The sequence below is a fragment of the Dictyobacter kobayashii genome, from assembly GCF_003967555.1.
GTDB lineage: Bacteria > Chloroflexota > Ktedonobacteria > Ktedonobacterales > Ktedonobacteraceae > Dictyobacter > Dictyobacter kobayashii.
On sequence record NZ_BIFS01000002.1, the window covers coordinates 2,404,411 to 2,419,842 of the forward strand.

Annotated in this window: 13 protein-coding genes and 1 pseudogene; 6 read left to right on the plus strand and 8 right to left on the minus strand. The window is 54.3% G+C overall.

The genetic code is table 11. The annotated features are described in order from the left end of the window. Positions 1-59 precede the first annotated feature (59 nt). On the minus strand, positions 60-1,217 hold the full coding sequence (locus EL645_RS36935; RefSeq protein WP_126557378.1) for a HoxN/HupN/NixA family nickel/cobalt transporter: 1,158 nt from the start codon (positions 1,215-1,217) through the stop codon (positions 60-62). A gap of 453 nt (positions 1,218-1,670) precedes the next feature. On the opposite strand from EL645_RS36935, the gene EL645_RS36940 reads away from it, so the two are divergent. The 3 genes and pseudogenes from EL645_RS36940 to EL645_RS36950 all read left to right on the plus strand — a co-directional run. Then, on the plus strand, positions 1,671-2,957 hold the full coding sequence (locus tag EL645_RS36940; RefSeq protein WP_126557379.1) for an MFS transporter: 1,287 nt from the start codon (positions 1,671-1,673) through the stop codon (positions 2,955-2,957). 81 nt (positions 2,958-3,038) lie between these two features. Beyond that, positions 3,039-5,051, plus strand: a complete 2,013-nt coding sequence (locus EL645_RS36945) for a hydantoinase/oxoprolinase family protein (RefSeq protein WP_126557380.1) — start codon at positions 3,039-3,041, stop codon at positions 5,049-5,051. A gap of 2 nt (positions 5,052-5,053) precedes the next feature. Beyond that, positions 5,054-6,631 (plus strand): annotated as a pseudogene (locus tag EL645_RS36950) (hydantoinase B/oxoprolinase family protein); the annotation flags it as partial. Between the two features lie 167 nt (positions 6,632-6,798). Here EL645_RS36950 and EL645_RS41930 read toward each other — a convergent pair. From EL645_RS41930 to EL645_RS36955, 3 genes are read right to left on the minus strand one after another with little or no spacing between them, the layout of a single operon-like run. Further along, a complete protein-coding gene (locus tag EL645_RS41930; protein ID WP_218032244.1) occupies positions 6,799-7,173 on the minus strand; it encodes a His/Gly/Thr/Pro-type tRNA ligase C-terminal domain-containing protein in 375 nt (124 codons plus the stop codon). Then, a complete protein-coding gene (locus tag EL645_RS46115; protein ID WP_371865850.1) occupies positions 7,161-7,382 on the minus strand; it encodes an aminoacyl--tRNA ligase-related protein in 222 nt (73 codons plus the stop codon). The genes EL645_RS41930 and EL645_RS46115 overlap by 13 nt, the downstream gene beginning before the upstream one ends. After that, on the minus strand, positions 7,370-8,659 hold the full coding sequence (locus EL645_RS36955; protein WP_218032245.1) for an aminoacyl--tRNA ligase-related protein: 1,290 nt from the start codon (positions 8,657-8,659) through the stop codon (positions 7,370-7,372). Before EL645_RS36955 ends, EL645_RS46115 begins: the two co-directional genes overlap by 13 nt. A 595-nt stretch (positions 8,660-9,254) precedes the next feature. Between EL645_RS36955 and EL645_RS36960 the strand changes: the two genes are divergently transcribed. Then, positions 9,255-9,728, plus strand: a complete 474-nt coding sequence (locus tag EL645_RS36960) for a DoxX family protein (protein ID WP_136625360.1) — start codon at positions 9,255-9,257, stop codon at positions 9,726-9,728. A 6-nt stretch (positions 9,729-9,734) separates the two neighbouring features. Here EL645_RS36960 and EL645_RS36965 read toward each other — a convergent pair whose 3' ends face one another. The 3 genes from EL645_RS36965 to selD form a co-directional block, all read right to left on the minus strand. Beyond that, positions 9,735-11,018, minus strand: a complete 1,284-nt coding sequence (locus tag EL645_RS36965) for an NB-ARC domain-containing protein (RefSeq protein WP_126557382.1) — start codon at positions 11,016-11,018, stop codon at positions 9,735-9,737. Beyond that, positions 10,946-11,482, minus strand: coding sequence for a helix-turn-helix domain-containing protein (locus tag EL645_RS36970; RefSeq protein WP_126557383.1), 537 nt, complete (start codon positions 11,480-11,482; stop codon positions 10,946-10,948). Before EL645_RS36970 ends, EL645_RS36965 begins: the two co-directional genes overlap by 73 nt. A 198-nt stretch (positions 11,483-11,680) precedes the next feature. Next, positions 11,681-12,742, minus strand: coding sequence for a selenide, water dikinase SelD (gene selD, locus EL645_RS36975; RefSeq protein ID WP_126557384.1), 1,062 nt, complete (start codon positions 12,740-12,742; stop codon positions 11,681-11,683). 285 nt (positions 12,743-13,027) lie between these two features. On the opposite strand from selD, the gene EL645_RS36980 reads away from it, so the two are divergent. After that, a complete protein-coding gene (locus EL645_RS36980; RefSeq protein WP_126557385.1) occupies positions 13,028-13,897 on the plus strand; it encodes a pentapeptide repeat-containing protein in 870 nt (289 codons plus the stop codon). Between the two features lie 12 nt (positions 13,898-13,909). Here EL645_RS36980 and EL645_RS36985 read toward each other — a convergent pair whose 3' ends face one another. Further along, positions 13,910-14,524: a pentapeptide repeat-containing protein gene (locus EL645_RS36985; RefSeq protein WP_126557386.1), complete on the minus strand. Its 615-nt coding sequence runs from the start codon at positions 14,522-14,524 to the stop codon at positions 13,910-13,912. Between the two features lie 492 nt (positions 14,525-15,016). Between EL645_RS36985 and EL645_RS41935 the strand changes: the two genes are divergently transcribed. Beyond that, entirely contained in the window at positions 15,017-15,223 is a 207-nt protein-coding gene (locus EL645_RS41935; RefSeq protein WP_218032246.1) for a hypothetical protein, read from the plus strand. The last annotated feature ends 209 nt before the right edge of the window (positions 15,224-15,432 follow it).

Below are 15,432 nucleotides of genomic sequence, written 5' to 3' on the forward strand. Positions count from 1 at the left end.
CACTCCATTGTCAGGAGTGTCCGCTTGCTTCTGGCTCATGTAGCTAGTGTTTTTGTGTATTATTGTCTATTGGCAAACGAGCCTGTTTCTTCTGCTTCAGCTGCTACGGCCACGTTGGCGGGTGTCGCAGTCGACACGACCAGGTCATCATAGCGTTTAACTCTATAGATGATTGTGGAAACTATCCAGCTAACGACAAAGATGCCAATAATGACGTAGCCGATGAAACCAAAATTATCATTCAGGTTTCCTACTTGATCCCAGAAGGGGCCGGACAAATTGAGGGCGTTACTGATGATACCCAGTACTTCGATTGTTCCAACCACAAAGGCAACCAGCACCGAGATCAGGGTAATGTTGAGGTTGTAGTAAAGCTTGCGCACTGGTTTGACGAAGGCCCAACCGTAGGCGCCCAGCATTAAAATGCCATCGGTGGTATCGATCAGACACATACCGGCCATGAACAGTACCGGGAAGAGCAGGATGCTCCAGACAGGTAGGTGACCCTGGGTGGCCAGCAAGGCCGTCAGGCTCATAATGCCTACTTCGGTCGCGGTATCAAAGCCCAGGCCAAATAGCACTCCGACTGGATACATCTTCCAGCTCTTATCAGTGGCCCGCAATAATGGACCAAAGAAACGGGCCATTAAGCCGCGCTGGTTGAGGGTCTCATTCAGCGTCTGCTCGTTATATTCCTCGCCGCGCTTCACTTTCTGGAAGGTTTTGAAGATGTCCCAGAGAATAACGACATTCAAAATGGCAATCAGATAGAGGAAGATGGCTGATACGGAGGCGCCAATAAAGCCGCCAATATGTTTGAGGGCATCAAAATTTTTCATGACGCTGGCGGTAATGGCTATGGCGATACAGAGGCCAAAGACGACTGTGGAGTGGCCCAGGCCGAAGAAGAAGCCGACCGAGATTGGTCGCTTGTCTTCTTGCATCAATTTTCTGGTAACATTGTCGATGGCCGATATATGGTCGGCATCCACTGCGTGTCGCAGACCAAATGTATAGGCTGTGATCGCCAGACCGAGCGTGGCCATGGCCCCGCTGAATGCGACCACCGCTAAGATCCAGACGATTAAATTGAGCAAAATAAGAAATGTATAGATGCCGATGATCTTACTGCGAACATCCTGTGAGCTATCATTAAATACATGTGACAGGGCTGAAAATCCAAAACTGCTCTTGACGGCACCACGAGTACGACTCATGCAATGTCCTCCCTTAAGCTTCTAAACTCATGAACTGGCTGTTTGCTGACAATAACAGTTGGAGCGCCGTGCCCATTGTGGACTGCACTTCAGTTCATCTGAGCATGATACGTGTTTATCGTCCTGGTACAACTACACCATCAAAGTATACTCGCTAAAGATAGGTTATTGCAAATCTTTTGCAATAACTATAATTTCCCATCTTTTTAGAGACGAACAGCACCCCGGTAGTCAGGTAGTATTTCTCCACGTTTTTTTCTGAGTTTCCGCATTCGATGGAAATTCAGGTATCAATATGGTGAGGCCGCCTTTCATTCGCGAAAAGTTGTCCGCTACATGATGAGTAGTTGGGTGGTGGCTGTTGTCTGGTGAGCATTGGAGAAGTAGCGCTTTTTGTTTACTATTTGAGTGTGAAATCTGCGATTGTGCATAGCGAATACAAGGAGGTCTCTCATGAAAATCGATCAAGCGACGACCAGGACCCCTCGATCTCGTACCAGTGTTTTCACCTTTGATTGGTATACCTCGCTCTCCGGGCGGGCGGTGCATGCGTTCTGGGCCTCGTTTTTGGGCTGGGCACTGGATGCCTTCGATTTCCAGATCTTTACCTTCATTTTGTCTGCTATTGCCGTTACCTTCGCCTTGACCCAGGCCCAATCAGGCTTGATTGCGACGGTGACCCTGGTAGTTTCGGCCTTTGGTGGGGTATTAGCAGGGGCCCTGGCCGACTCTATTGGACGTGTGCGTACCCTGTTATTGACCATCATGGTTTATGCACTCTTTACCTTCTTGTCTGGTTTTGCGCCCAGCTATCCTATCCTTTTGTTGTTCCGCTCACTCCAGGGACTGGGCTTTGGTGGCGAATGGGCGGCCGGCGCGATTATTGTGGCCGAAGTAGCCAATCCTGAGCAGCGGGGCCGTGTGTTAGGCTGGGTACAAAGCGCCTGGGCCCTGGGCTGGGCCTTTGCCTTACTGGCCTCCACCGTGGTGCTCGCCCTGGTTCCAGCTAATCTGGCCTGGCGTATTGTGTTCTGGCTAGGCATTATTCCCGCTCTACTTATCCTCTATGTACGTCGCAATGTGCAGGAGCCCGAGGTGTTTGTCGAGACTCAGGAGAGCGTACGAACCAGTTTTTCTTTCTTTGAGATCTTTCGGCCCGGTTTACTGAAGACGACCATCTTTACCTCGCTGCTTGCTGTGGGGGCGCAGGGTGGCTACTACGCCATCTTTACCTGGCTGCCGACCTTCTTGAAGAAGGACCGCCATCTCAGTGTGGTTGGCAGCACGCCCTATGTGCTGGTTGTGATCATCGGTTCTTTTCTAGGGTATACAATTAGTGGGTACATTAATGACTGGATTGGTCGTAAGGCTACCTTTGTCATCTATGCGCTGGGTAGCGCGCTATTGATTGTGCTCTATACCCAGATCCCCAGCGGGGCCAATACGCTGTTATTATTCCTGGGTTTACCGCTGGGTTTCTTTGCCTCGGGCATCTTTAGTGGCTTTGGCTCTTACCTGGCGGAACTCTTTCCCAGCCGTGCCCGTGGCGCTGGACAAGGGTTCTCGTACAACTTTGGGCGTGGTGTTGGAGCGCTGTTCCCTACTATTATCGGCTATCTCTCGGCCACCATTGGCCTGGGTGGCGCGATCAGCTTTGGCGCCCTTGGCTATGGACTCTGTATCCTGGCGCTGTTTTTCCTGCCTGAAACTAAAGGTAAGGAACTGGTGGCGGTCGATTAAGATGGTTGCGCATATTAAAGGCGGTCGCAGGGAGACAACGGCGACCGCCCGGGCCACACATACATTGGTGAGGAGTTATGTATGACAAATCTGCTGGTTGGAGTTGATACTGGCGGTACGTTTACCGATATCGTCCTGCTGCAAGATGGTAATTTTAAGGTGCATAAAGTGCTTTCGACGCCGAGTGATCCTTCGCAGGCGATCCTGCAGGGCTTGCGGGAACTGGGTGTGTTGCAGGATGTGAGTGTGCTGGTGCACGGTTCGACGGTGGCCACGAATGCGGTGTTAGAGCATAAAGGGGTGGCTACGGGCTTGATTACGACGGCAGGTTTTCGCGATATCCTGGAGATTGGCCGGCAGACGCGCCCCAAATTATATAGTCTGCAGGCCCAGAAGGTGCCGCCGCTGGTGCCACGCGAGCTGCGGGTGGAGGTGGTGGAGCGTCTGAATGAGCGTGGCGAGGTGATGCTTGAGCTAGATGAGGCCTCGCTGACTACCGCTATTGAGACACTGAAAGATGCAGGTGTGGAGGCGGTCGCGATCTCGTTGCTCTTTAGCTTTACTAATCCCGCCCATGAGCAGCGCGTCTCACAACAGGCCCGCGCGGCAGGCTTCTATGTTTCGACCTCTTCCAGCATCCTACCTGAGTTTCGTGAGTATGAGCGCACCAGTACGACTGTGTTGAATGCCTATATCGGTCCCTTGATCGCTCGTTATCTGGAGCGCCTGGAACAGGAGCTGGCGCAACGTACGCCGCTACGCATCATGCAATCGAATGGCGGCTCTATCTCCAGTGCGATGGCCCGTAGCGAGGCGGCCCGGACCCTGCTCTCTGGACCAGCCGCTGGCGTGGTTGGCGCGGCCTTTGTGGCGCAGGCATCGGGCTTTGAACAGACGATCTCCTTTGATATCGGTGGCACCTCAACTGATGTGGCCTTGATTAATGGTATGGCGACCGAGACGACCGATGGCGCGATTGGTGGCTACCCGAGCAAGCTACCGATGATCGATATCCATACCGTTGGGGCTGGTGGTGGGAGTATCGCCTGGTTCGATATAGGGGGAGCTCTGCGTGTTGGACCTCGTTCGGCCGGGGCCAGTCCTGGGCCGGCTGCCTATGGTAATGGCGGCACGGAGGCTACGGTTACCGACGCCAATGTAGTGCTTGGTCGTCTGGTTCCTGAGGCGTTCCTGGGTGGCACGATGGCATTGGATCTGTCAGCGGCTCAGCAGGCGGTCGCCACGATCGCGACGCGGCTCAATACTACGCCAGAAGAGGCTGCGCTGGGTATTATTCGGGTGGTCAATGCCAACATGGAGACGGCCATTCGAGTGATCTCTGTGGAGCGTGGTTGTGATCCACGTGACTTCGCCCTGGTGGCCTTTGGTGGCGCTGGACCCCTGCATGCCTGTGAACTGGCGGCGGCGCTACGCATCCCTCGCGTACTGGTGCCTATGGTCCCTGGTGTGCTCTCGGCGCTGGGTACCCTGGTAGCGGATACCCTCAAGGACTATGTGCGCACGGTGATGGTTCCTTCCGAGGAGGCTCAGGAGGAGGTCGTCTCTGTGCTGAAGGAATTGGAGCGACAGGGACGGCAGGATCTGGCACACGAGGGCATTGCACTTCACAACATACGTATCGAGCGTTATCTGGATCTGCGCTATGTAGGTCAATCCTATGAGCTGCGCATTCCATTCGAGCAGGATGTGGAGCAGGCGGTGGATGATTTCCATACGGCCCATGGGCAGCGCTTCGGGTATAATGATCCTAATGAGCAGGTACAGGTGGTCAATGTGCGCCTTAAAGCGCGTGGCGTGACCAGCAAGCCTGAGCAGAGGCGGCAGGCGGCGGTCCATGATGCCCGGGTAAAGGCGGTCTCGCAGCGGCAGGCGATTTTTGCTGGAGCAGGCGGTGAAGTGATCTCCTATGACGTGCCCGTTTACCAGCGGGATGATCTGCATCTCGGTGCCGTGCTCAAGGGTCCGGCAATTATTGTGCAATATGATACCACCACGGTCCTTCCTCCTGAGTGGCGCGGTTATGTTGATGAGGTCAGTAATTTACTTGAGCAAGAGCAGATAGAAGGAAAATGATCATGATCGAGACCACGCATGTAACCCCGATCAGCCTGGAAATCTTTCGCAGCGCCTTGACCGCCATCGCTGAAGAGATGGGGACGGTCCTGATGCTCAGTAGCTATTCGCCGAATATCAAGGAGCGGCGCGATTTCTCCTGCGCGCTCTTTGATATCCAGGGGCGCCTGATCGCTCAGGCGGCACACATTCCTGTCCACCTGGGTGCTATGCCTGATTCAGTGGCGTCGGCGCTTACTACCTTTGATCATTTTGCGCCCGGTGATATTATCGCCCTCAACGATCCGTTCCTGGGTGGCTCGCACCTGCCCGATATTACGCTGATTGCACCGATCTATGTTGAGATCGAGCATGAGCCGCGCCTGATCGGCTTTGCCGCTAATCGCGCCCACCACTCGGATGTTGGTGGCATGTCTCCTGGCTCGATGCCGCTGGCGAACGAGATCTACCAGGAAGGATCATTATCCCGCCCGTGAAGCTCTGGGATGCTGGCCACCCCAACCAGCCGCTACTGGCCTTACTCCTGCGCAATGTGCGTACTCCCGACGAGCGGCGTGGCGATCTGACGGCCCAGGTGGCCGCCAATCGTACTGCTATTCGCCGCATGCAGGAGCTGGTCGAGCGCTGGAGCCTGCCCATCCTGGATGAGCATGTTGAGGCCCTGATCGAGTATGCCCGGCGCATTACGCGGGCCACGATCAACTCGATTCCCGATGGCTATTACCGTTTTACCGATTATCTGGATGATGATGGGACCAGCGAGGAGCCGGTGAAAATCTCTGTTGGGATCACTGTCCGTGGTAGTAACCTGACGGTAGATTTCTCTAAGAGTAGTGCTCAGGTACGTGGCAATATCAATACTGTCGCGGCCGTAGCGCGCTCGGCTGCTTACTATGTTGTGCGCTGCTTGATGCCCGATGATGCTCCAATGAATCATGGTACCTTCTCGCCAGTGACCGTGATTGCTCCGGGTGGGACCGTTGTCAATGCTCGCCCGCCGGCCGGTGTGGCCCAGGGCAACGTCGAGACCTCGCAGCGCATTACCGACGCCATCTTCGGGGCCCTGGCCCAGGCGTTGCCTGATATCATCCCGGCTGCTGGTCAGGGGACCATGAACAACATTACCGCTGGTGGCATCGATCCGCGTAGCCAGCGCCCCTTTGCTTACTATGAAACGATGGGAGGTGGCATGGGTGCAGGACCCAACAAGACGGCCTGTCGGGCGTACATGTCCATATGAGCAATACTTTAAATACGCCTGTCGAGGCCTTTGAATACGCCTATCCTATGCGCATCAGCCGCTATCAGTTGCGCGATGGTTCAGGCGGCGAGGGAGCGCACCGGGCGGTGATGGCCTGATCCGTGAAATTACCTTTGAGGTGCCGACCGACGTTACTCTGCTCAGTGAGCGCCGCCGCTTCTCCCCCTACGGACTGCAAGGTGGCCAGCCCGGTCAGCGCGGCGAAAACCGCCTTACCCACGACGACCAGGAAACCATCCTGTCCGGCAAAGTCCACTTTCGGGCCGCCCCTGGTGACCGCCTCACCATCTCCTCTCCCGGTGGCGGCGGCTGGGCACAACTCCAAAGTCCGAGGATGTGTAGTACTTCAGTTAAAATAACTGCACCTGGGATCTGCCGGGGGCTCAAGGAGGTTAAGGGTTGGAGAGGCGCTGTCCTTTATTGACATAGTCTCTTATGGCGAAAGGAGCGTGCAAACAGCCGCTTACACGCTCCCATTGCATCTGTTTAGGCCAGGTCGCTGCGAGTGAGGACCTCGGTCTTGAGGCGCTCAGCGAGCTCGGAGACCGGGAGGGTGCCGAGGTCGCCGCCGCTACGACGGCGTACGGCTACGGTGCCATTCTCGGCCTCTTTATCGCCGATCACCAGCATGTATGGAATCTTCTGCATCTGGGCGTTGCGGATCTTCTTCTGCATGGATTCGCGGGCCTCGTCGATTTCGATGCGCAGGCTCTGGGCGCCCGGTAAACTGGTGGCCAGCAGGGTCTTTTTGACCTCGTAGGCGTAGTCCAGGTGGCGGTCCGCAATTGGAATGACCACGGCCTGAACGGGGGCCAGCCAGGTTGGGAAGGCACCCGCATAGTGCTCAATCAGAACCGACATGAAGCGTTCGACCGAGCCCAGGATGGCGCGGTGGAGCATGACCGGACGGGTAGGATGGCCATCGCCCCGATATATTCCAGGTTGAAGCGCTCAGGCAGGTTGAAGTCCAGCTGGACGGTTGCCAGCTGCCAGGAGCGATCCAGGGCATCTTTCGCGGTGAAGTCGATTTTTGGGCCATAGAAGGCTGCTTCACCGGCTACTTCGTCCAGCTGACGTTCTTGTCACGCAAGACCTGCCGTAGCTGTTCCTGGGCGTCGTGCCAGATTTCGGGTGTTCCCAGATATTTCTCGGGATGTTTCTCGTCCCACAGCGAGAGCTGGACAGACAGATCCATACCGAAGGGTTTATAGAAGCCCTCGATGATCGAGTAGATGCGCTGTACCTCTTCGGCGACCTGCTCGGAGCGGCAGAAGACGTGGGCATCGTCCTGGGTGATGGCGCGCACGCGTGAGAGGCCATGCAAGGTGCCTGGTAGCTCATCACGATAGACGGCGGTCACTTCGCTCAGGCGGATCGGCAGTTCGCGATAGCTGCGCATGCGGCTGGCGTAGATCTGGGTGTGGTGCGGGCAGTTCATCGGCTTGATACAAAAATCTTCGCCGCTTTTGCCGCTGACATGGAAGATATCTTCCTGGAACTTGTCCCAGTGGCCCGATACCTTATACAGATCACTCTTGGTAATGTGTGGAATATGTACACGCTGATAGCCATGGGGCTCTTGCAACGACTGCACGAAGTCTTCCAGCAAATTGCGGATCAGGGTGCCTTTAGGGGTGAAGAGTGGCAGTCCACCACCAACCAGGTCCGAGAAAGTAAACAGGTCTAATTCCTGACCCAGGCGGCGGTGATCCCGCTTCTTGGCCTCTTCCAGGAACCAGAGATAGTGATCCAACTCTTCTTTATTGTTGAAGGCGGTACCATACAGGCGCTGCAACTGTGGGTTCTTCTCGTTTCCACGCCAGTAGGCGCCAGCGATGCTCATTAGCTTGAAGACCCCGATCTGGCTGGTTGTGTCCACATGAGGTCCACGGCACAGATCGACGAAGTGGCCGGTCTGGTAGAAGGACACCTTTTCTACGCCCTGATCGTTGCTTACGCCAATCGCATCATCGTCACCGGTCTCCTCGATGACGGCGGTGCTGCCACGCTCTTTAAGCAAGCTCAACAGCTCTACCTTATATGGCTGCTTGCGCTGCTTCATCTCCTCAATGGCCGCGTCGATATCCATCTCAATGCGCTGGTAAGGAAGTTTTTTGTTCTTCAATTCACGCATCTTGATTTCAATGCGCTCCAGATCCTTGGGGGACAGGGCAACCGGCAGTTCGATATCATAATAAAAACCGTTTTTGATTGCCGGGCCGACCCCAAATTTAGCCTCGGGCCACAGCAGTTGTACCGCCGCCGCCATCAAGTGAGCTGTGGAGTGGCGCATGCGATCCAGCTCTAGCTGAGCTTGCTCATCAGCTACTTCTACTGAAGTACTCATAGTTTTTCCCTTTCTCACTACAACATGTTATTGTAAGCAGCAATACGTGATATTGCCGCGCGTTCTATTCATGCTCGGTTGCTTAAATCGGGCCGGCTACTTTGACAATCTCCCATTAATGACGATGTCAAAATCCGTGATGTGTACAGTATATGTTGCCTGCCTGATTGGTGGTTTCTTGCCAATAAAAAAACCCTTTCATCCCGCACAACGGGACGAAAGAGCTTAACTCATCCGTGGTTCCACCCACCATTCGTTCATTCTGCCAGCCTACGCTTTATCTGCTGGTACAACGAACCTCTAGCGCCCATTAACGGAGGCCTACCCGCTCTCCAGCGCTACTGGAGGAGAAGCTTCTTGAGTGGTATCCATCAGATGTGTTCAGGACAACTTGCAGCCTGGATTATCCCTCTCTGCGAACACGGGACACGATGACATTGTCTCAAGCAGTGCCAGTTTTTATCGATATTGTATAGCTTAAATAACGTAACTGAAGCGACTATAGCATAAAACGCCAGAAGTGTCTACTCTCTGTGAAATTTGGCTGCCCTGGTATTTTTGGCTACTCTTATTGATGTGGTTCTGGCTGTGTGCGATGCTATCTGTAGCTACCAATTATGATGATCGATTATTGCTTGAGACTGGCACGCTAGAAAGTCGCTTATATATTATGAAAAATACTGGCATTGCAGCCGCCAAATTGAAGAAGCCGGCGCGTATTACATTGGGCATCGTGTTTATGTTTGCCTCAATATTTCATTTTACCGCCACCGATGTTGAGATACAACTGGTGCCACCATTCCTTCCCTGGCGCCGGGCCGCGATCTACATTACCGGTGTTTTTGAGTTATTGGGAGGCATTGGCGTGCTGATTCCGCGCTTTCAAGTAGTGGCAGGCAGAGGCCTGGCGGCGTTACTGGTAGCGATTTTCCCTGCCAATATCTACCATACTTTCGCGCGCAAGCGTTTCCAGGGTCCGACCCGCTCGCCCATCTATCATATCCTGCGCTGGCCAATGCAAGGCCTGCTTGTCTGGTGGGCCCTCTGGTGTAGCGGCAAAGACAAATAAAAGCTACTATTTGTCGGTTCCTGCGCTCTGTTGCTTGTCGTTCTGACGCCTGCTTAGTTCCGCGAGTGATTGTTGCAGGCGAGCGACAATGGCAGTATGGCCATAGTTCTGGGCTTCCGCCAGGCCATCGCGCAGGTGGGACTCGGCCTGACTATAGTCTGCTTGTTGCAGGGCGACATTGCCGAGGAAATAGAGGGTGAGGGCGATGCCCGCGCTATCACGCTGCCATAGGGCATGGTGGTGGGCTCGCTGGAGATGGATTCTGGCCTGATCATATAAGCCTCTCTGCAGCAAGAACGGCGCGAAGGCATTGACGCCACGGACCATCCTGGCCTGCTGGCCAAACTCAAAGGCCAGGGCCAACGCGGCCAGAATATTGCTGCTCTCGCGTTCCAGGGCTTCATAATTGGCCTGCTGCTTCTCCACATAGCGAATCATATAAGCAATCAAGCGTTCACTGGCTGTATTATCCTGCTGATTGGCCCTGGCAAAATCGGCGATCGTCTGGTGCAGGGTATAGCGTCCCGGGCCGCTGCTCTCCAACAAGCCGGCGTCTGCCAGCTCATCTAATATATCTTCATGGATATGGGCCACGGCGATGGCGGCCTCCTCTGAAAAGCTATTAGGTTTGGCCGGAAAGACTGCCAGGGCGCGCAGGGTGGTACGCGCCTCCTCGCTGAGCACGCGATCGCTGACGGCAATCGTTGATTGCAGTGAAAGGGCGGTATCCGCCATCAAGCTGGGAGACCGTTCCAATGGCGCTTGCGGCTCATGCAGGCGCAGGCGCAGCGAGGCATCCTGCAGGCGCGTAATCGCGGTGCGCATGCGGCGTGGCTGATTGGCGTAAGCCTGTGTCTGTAGATATTTACCCATCAATGTCAGGGCCAGCGGCAGGCCGCCAACCGCCCGTACAAGCTCCAGAGCCGCCGATTTATCATGGACTACAATCTCGGGTGCCAGGTGGGTTAACAACTGCACCCCATCTGTGGTGCTTAACTCGCGCACGACCTGGGCTGCTTCACCGGCAAACTGTAGCGCGATGCGTGGAAAGCGTGTTGTGAGCAGAAAAGCACAATTAGCTCCCCCTACTTTAAACGGTAGCGCAGCCTCAATGTCCCAGGCATCATCGATCACAATCAACATTCGACGTGAGCCGATCGCTGAACGCAGGGCCAGGGCCCAGCTATCGATGCCTGGCGCAACTGTGTTCTCACCTGTCAGGGGAGCCAGTAGCGCTCCCAACGGCTCAACTGGAACGGAATATTGGGTAGCGGCCCCAGCCCGACCCACAGAATACCATCGCTGAAATTTGCGCGTAGCCCCTGATCGTATGCCAGCGCGATGGCCAGCGCTGTCTTGCCGCTGCCCGGCAGGCCATACAAGGCCACATTATTTCCGGCGCATAGACGCTGCAGCAAATGCTCTAGCAACGCATCACGGCCAAATAGCGGCCGCTGTTTACTCAAGGGACCTGGCAGCGTGGGATCATAAAGGGCTGTTTTTGTAGGAGCTGAAGCGGGTAGAGGGCCAGGTGATGAGGCTTCATCGGGTGCTGGTTGCTCGATCAATCCTAGCTCAGCGGCACTCTTATTAAACAGGGCACACAGCCGTTCCCGGAAATAAGGGTAAGGAGAAGATGCGCCACGTTCCCACCGACTCACGTTGCGATCGGTTGTGCCAATAGCCTCGGCGACCCTTCCCTGTGACCAGCCGCGGGCCTCGCGCTCTTGTCGTAATCGATGATTGGGTTTCATCGCAACCCTCGACCTGATATAAATATGAACTTCAGTATATCATATTATTTTATATGTGCAAAATAATAATAGCTGGCAGACCCTCTTGCGTACGTGCGCTGGCGTACCCGAGCTATTTTTATCATGTTGCACGAAAAATACTGCAGCATATTTTTCGTGCAACATGATAAAAATTATAGGCTCTTTTGCTGTTAGTTGTTAGCGTACTTCTAGGATGACTTGATCTTCGCTGGCGACCTGGTCGGTGACTTCGCCGATGCGCCAGAAGGGGACATCCGGGCCGAGCTGGGAGAGCTGGGACCAGGTGGCCTGGTCGACGGCTGCAAAGAGTCCGCCGGAGGTCTGGGGGTCCCAGAGGATGGCCTGGTCGATCGGGTCGATGCCTTCACGAATGCGTACATGGGCTTCCAGGAAGGATTTGTTGCGCTGGGCTCCGCCTGGAATGCAGCCGATTTCGGCGTAGTGACGGGCATTCTGGAGCAGTGGGAATGCTGCCAGATCGAAGCGCATATTGGTCAGGCTCTGGATGGCCATCTCGCGCGCGTGCCCCATGATACCGAAGCCGGTGACATCTGTGGCGGCGTGGACGCCCTTGCCAGCCGCGACCAGGGCCTCGCTGGCCTTCAGGTTCAGGCGTGTCATCGAGGCAATGGCGGCCTGGATATCCGCCTCTTCGACTTTGTTGCGTTTCTGAGCTGTCGTGATCAGTCCAGCACCCAGGGGCTTGCTTAACACCAGAATATCGCCGGGTCTGGCGCCACCTTTGGTCAGGATGTGATCAGGATGCACCAGGCCAGTGACTGAGAGGCCGTACTTGGGCTCATTATCGATGATGGTGTGGCCGCCGGCGATGGCGCCACCTGCCTGCGCGACAATGTCGGCTCCTCCGCGCAAGACCTCGCGCAAAATGGCCGCGTCCAGGTCATCGGGCCAGGCAACCAGGTTGATGGCCATCAAGACCTTGCCGCCCATGGCGTAAATATCGCTGACCGCATTGGCGGCCGCAATAGACCCATAGCTATAGGGATCATCCACGACCGGTGGAAAGAAGTCTGCTGTACTGATGACGGCTTGTTGATCATTCAAGCGGTAGACGGCCGCGTCATCAATGGCATCCAGTCCAACTAGCAGATCCTGTGGAACACCCACCTGTTTTAATGGGCTCACCACCTGTGCCAGGGTCTGTGGTCCCATCTTGGCAGCGCAGCCAGCACTACCGGCCAATGTAGTCAAGCGAATTGGGGGTATATCTATACTCATTCTTATTCCCTCGAAAAATGACACTAACTCATACTACTATTGTATTATTTAGAGGGTGTCAGCACCAAACGAAAAGGAACCACTCGCTATTGGGATGATGATGTGGGATACTCAATGTAGAATCATGCCATGCAGTTTCTATATTAACAGCAGAGGATCGCCAGTGTTTTGATACAAAGGGATATCTTCTTGCATTATAATGGTGCTAGCTGGGAAGTTTATTTAATCCGGCCTGGCTAAGGGTGAGTTTACTGGGCAGATTCTGGTTACTATCAGGAGTACGATATGAACATTGAAAGACCAGCAGGATTGGGGAAGTCTACAGTTCCTTTGACGAGAGCGGATGTTGAGTTGCTCTTGAGCAAAGTGGATGATCCGGCGCAACTGAACCTGAGTTTTCAGCATTTAGAGCATTGCAACTTGTCTTATTTAGATTTGCGGGGAGCCAATCTGCGGGGAGCCAGCCTGCATGCCGCGAATCTACGTGGCACGAATCTTGGTGGGGCACATCTACAGGCCGCCAACCTCAGTGAGGCCGACCTGGATGGGGCGGACCTGACCGGAGCGTTCTTAGGTGAAGATGCGGAGGAGCGGGTTGATTTGCGCCAGGCTAATTTAAGCTATGCGATTCTCAGGAACCTGGATCTGCGTGAGTTTGATCTGACTGACCTGGATCTCCACAATGCGGATTTGAATGGGAGTGATCTGCGCGATGCGGTGCTCCACAATACAAACCTGCAGGGCGCTGATCTGAGCACGGCCCAACTGTATGGTCCTGAGTTGCGTAAGGCTATTTTACATGGTGGCGCCCTTTTCAGTGACAAGATGCACCCGGGGCACCGGCTTAAAGCGCATGCACAGCCAGTAGCTACTGAGCAGCTATCGCCAGAGCCAGCCCACATACCAGCGTCACCCAGGCCAGAACTCTCTGATCAAGATGCCATGCGGCTTGGCGAGCAGGCTTTGCTGGCGGAGTCCGACGCTAGCAATGTGCGCCAGCTTTTCCCTTATGGCTTCACATTTGCGCGTGCCCGCATCCTCTTTGACGCCTGGCTGGCTCAATCCAACTCCAGCTATAGTGAACAAGAAATCCAGGCCTTATGGATCGGGTTTGCCATCGGCTATGCACAAGCTATCAGCAAGCTGAGCCAGTAGAGTAGCCGGGCGCTACACATAATGTTGCGATTGCTGCAAGGCTTTCGCCTGTGCCCTCCAAAAATGCCATAGGGAGGTGGGGCTGCGAGCGTACCAGGGTGCGGAGCCCGACATGGGATGGACCTTGATAGAGGGCGGTTTCAAATCCTCGGGCCTGGCTAATATCCACATTGACCAGCTCGTTCCAATCCAGTATGGCGGACTAAAATCGGCACCATCCAGTCGTGCCGAACTCAGCCCCGCCCTGGACAGGTTCGCATGGCGCAGATCTGCTCCATTCAGATTAGCAGCATAGAGTTTTGCCTGACGTACCTTTGCACGTTGTAGATTAGCCTGGCAAAAATTCGCATTCATGATGCGCGCACTATCTAGATGACCCTCGATGAGTTGAGCCTGACTGAAATCCGCCTCAGAAAGGTTTGAGCTAACAAAATATGCACGTTGTAACTGCGCAGCATGGAACCGTGTCCCGCGCAGATCGGCGAAACTCAACCTCACATCATCCAACTGAGCCCCCGAAAAATCCTCCCCGCTTAAATCAGGCATAATAGCACGATGCTCATTCCGCCACCGATTCCAGACCTCCACTCCTTGTTTAAAAATTTCCACATGCTCCGGATTGGACATCAGGGATTTCCTCCTTGAAATACTTGAATCTAGCTATATTTATGAGATAATAGCACGAGTTCAATTGCTACGCTATAAAGGCTAGAAAATCGAATAACGCAATTGAACGCAACAATAAACACGATCTGTACGTGCGGGGCTTGCCCCCGCTTCAGCCGCTTCTGCATGAAAATATAACAAATACATGAGAAACTTCCCCTGCTTCCTCCGTTATTGCACAAAAAACGCACGTTCTACTGGTGCAATTCGTGTTTATTATTATTTTAAAGGCAGAAACGGAAAAGCGGGGGCAAGCCCCGCACGTACAGATCGTGTTTATTGCTGCATTCTTTTGAAAGCGAGGTAACGCTATGGTTCAGAACGAGTCTATATCGAGTGAGGTTGTTGTGCTGTTTCGGCCGGTGGGGGAGGAGGAGCTGGCTTTGATGCGGGGAGAGCGAGTGGACTGCCTTTCCGCCACGTTTATACTGGCAGCCTATCTTTTATCCTGTCTTGAATGAGGAGTATGCGACCCAGATTGCGCGCGATTGGAATGCGCGCGATGGTCATTCGGGCTATGTGACGCGTTTCCAGGTGCGCAAAGCATTCCTGGATCGCTATGAAGTGCATCAGGTTGGCGCTGCGGTCCACCTGGAATATTGGATACCAGCGAGGATCTGGAGGAGTTTAATCGCCAGCTTGTTGGTACAATCGAGGTGATCTCTGAGTTCCATTCATGAGAACTGGATCAGAGCCTGTGGCCTCCATCCCCATACCTCCAGGGTTGATGGAGGCCAACTCTTTTACCTTGAAAGATGCTATATCTTATGTGATTGCTTAATTTTGTCTCCTATCCATTCATGTGTTACGTATTCGTAGATGAGCGTCCACTCAGGAAGGTCCCCTGTGGGTAATAAAGCGGCCTCAGT

Excerpts from the sequence above, each read along its gene's own strand:
- EL645_RS36955 (WP_218032245.1), bottom strand. The coding sequence starts at position 8,659 with ATGAGTACTTCAGTAGAAGTAGCTGATGAGCAAGCTCAGCTAGAGCTG.
- EL645_RS41930 (WP_218032244.1), bottom strand. The coding sequence starts at position 7,173 with ATGTCGGTTCTGATTGAGCACTATGCGGGTGCCTTCCCAACCTGGCTG.
- selD (WP_126557384.1), bottom strand. The coding sequence starts at position 12,742 with ATGAGTATAGATATACCCCCAATTCGCTTGACTACATTGGCCGGTAGT.
- EL645_RS36935 (WP_126557378.1), bottom strand. The coding sequence starts at position 1,217 with ATGAGTCGTACTCGTGGTGCCGTCAAGAGCAGTTTTGGATTTTCAGCC.
- EL645_RS36985 (WP_126557386.1), bottom strand. The coding sequence starts at position 14,524 with ATGTCCAATCCGGAGCATGTGGAAATTTTTAAACAAGGAGTGGAGGTC.
- EL645_RS36970 (WP_126557383.1), bottom strand. The coding sequence starts at position 11,482 with ATGAAACCCAATCATCGATTACGACAAGAGCGCGAGGCCCGCGGCTGG.
- EL645_RS36945 (WP_126557380.1), top strand. The coding sequence starts at position 3,039 with ATGACAAATCTGCTGGTTGGAGTTGATACTGGCGGTACGTTTACCGAT.
- EL645_RS36980 (WP_126557385.1), top strand. The coding sequence starts at position 13,028 with ATGAACATTGAAAGACCAGCAGGATTGGGGAAGTCTACAGTTCCTTTG.
- EL645_RS36960 (WP_136625360.1), top strand. The coding sequence starts at position 9,255 with ATGCTATCTGTAGCTACCAATTATGATGATCGATTATTGCTTGAGACT.
- EL645_RS36940 (WP_126557379.1), top strand. The coding sequence starts at position 1,671 with ATGAAAATCGATCAAGCGACGACCAGGACCCCTCGATCTCGTACCAGT.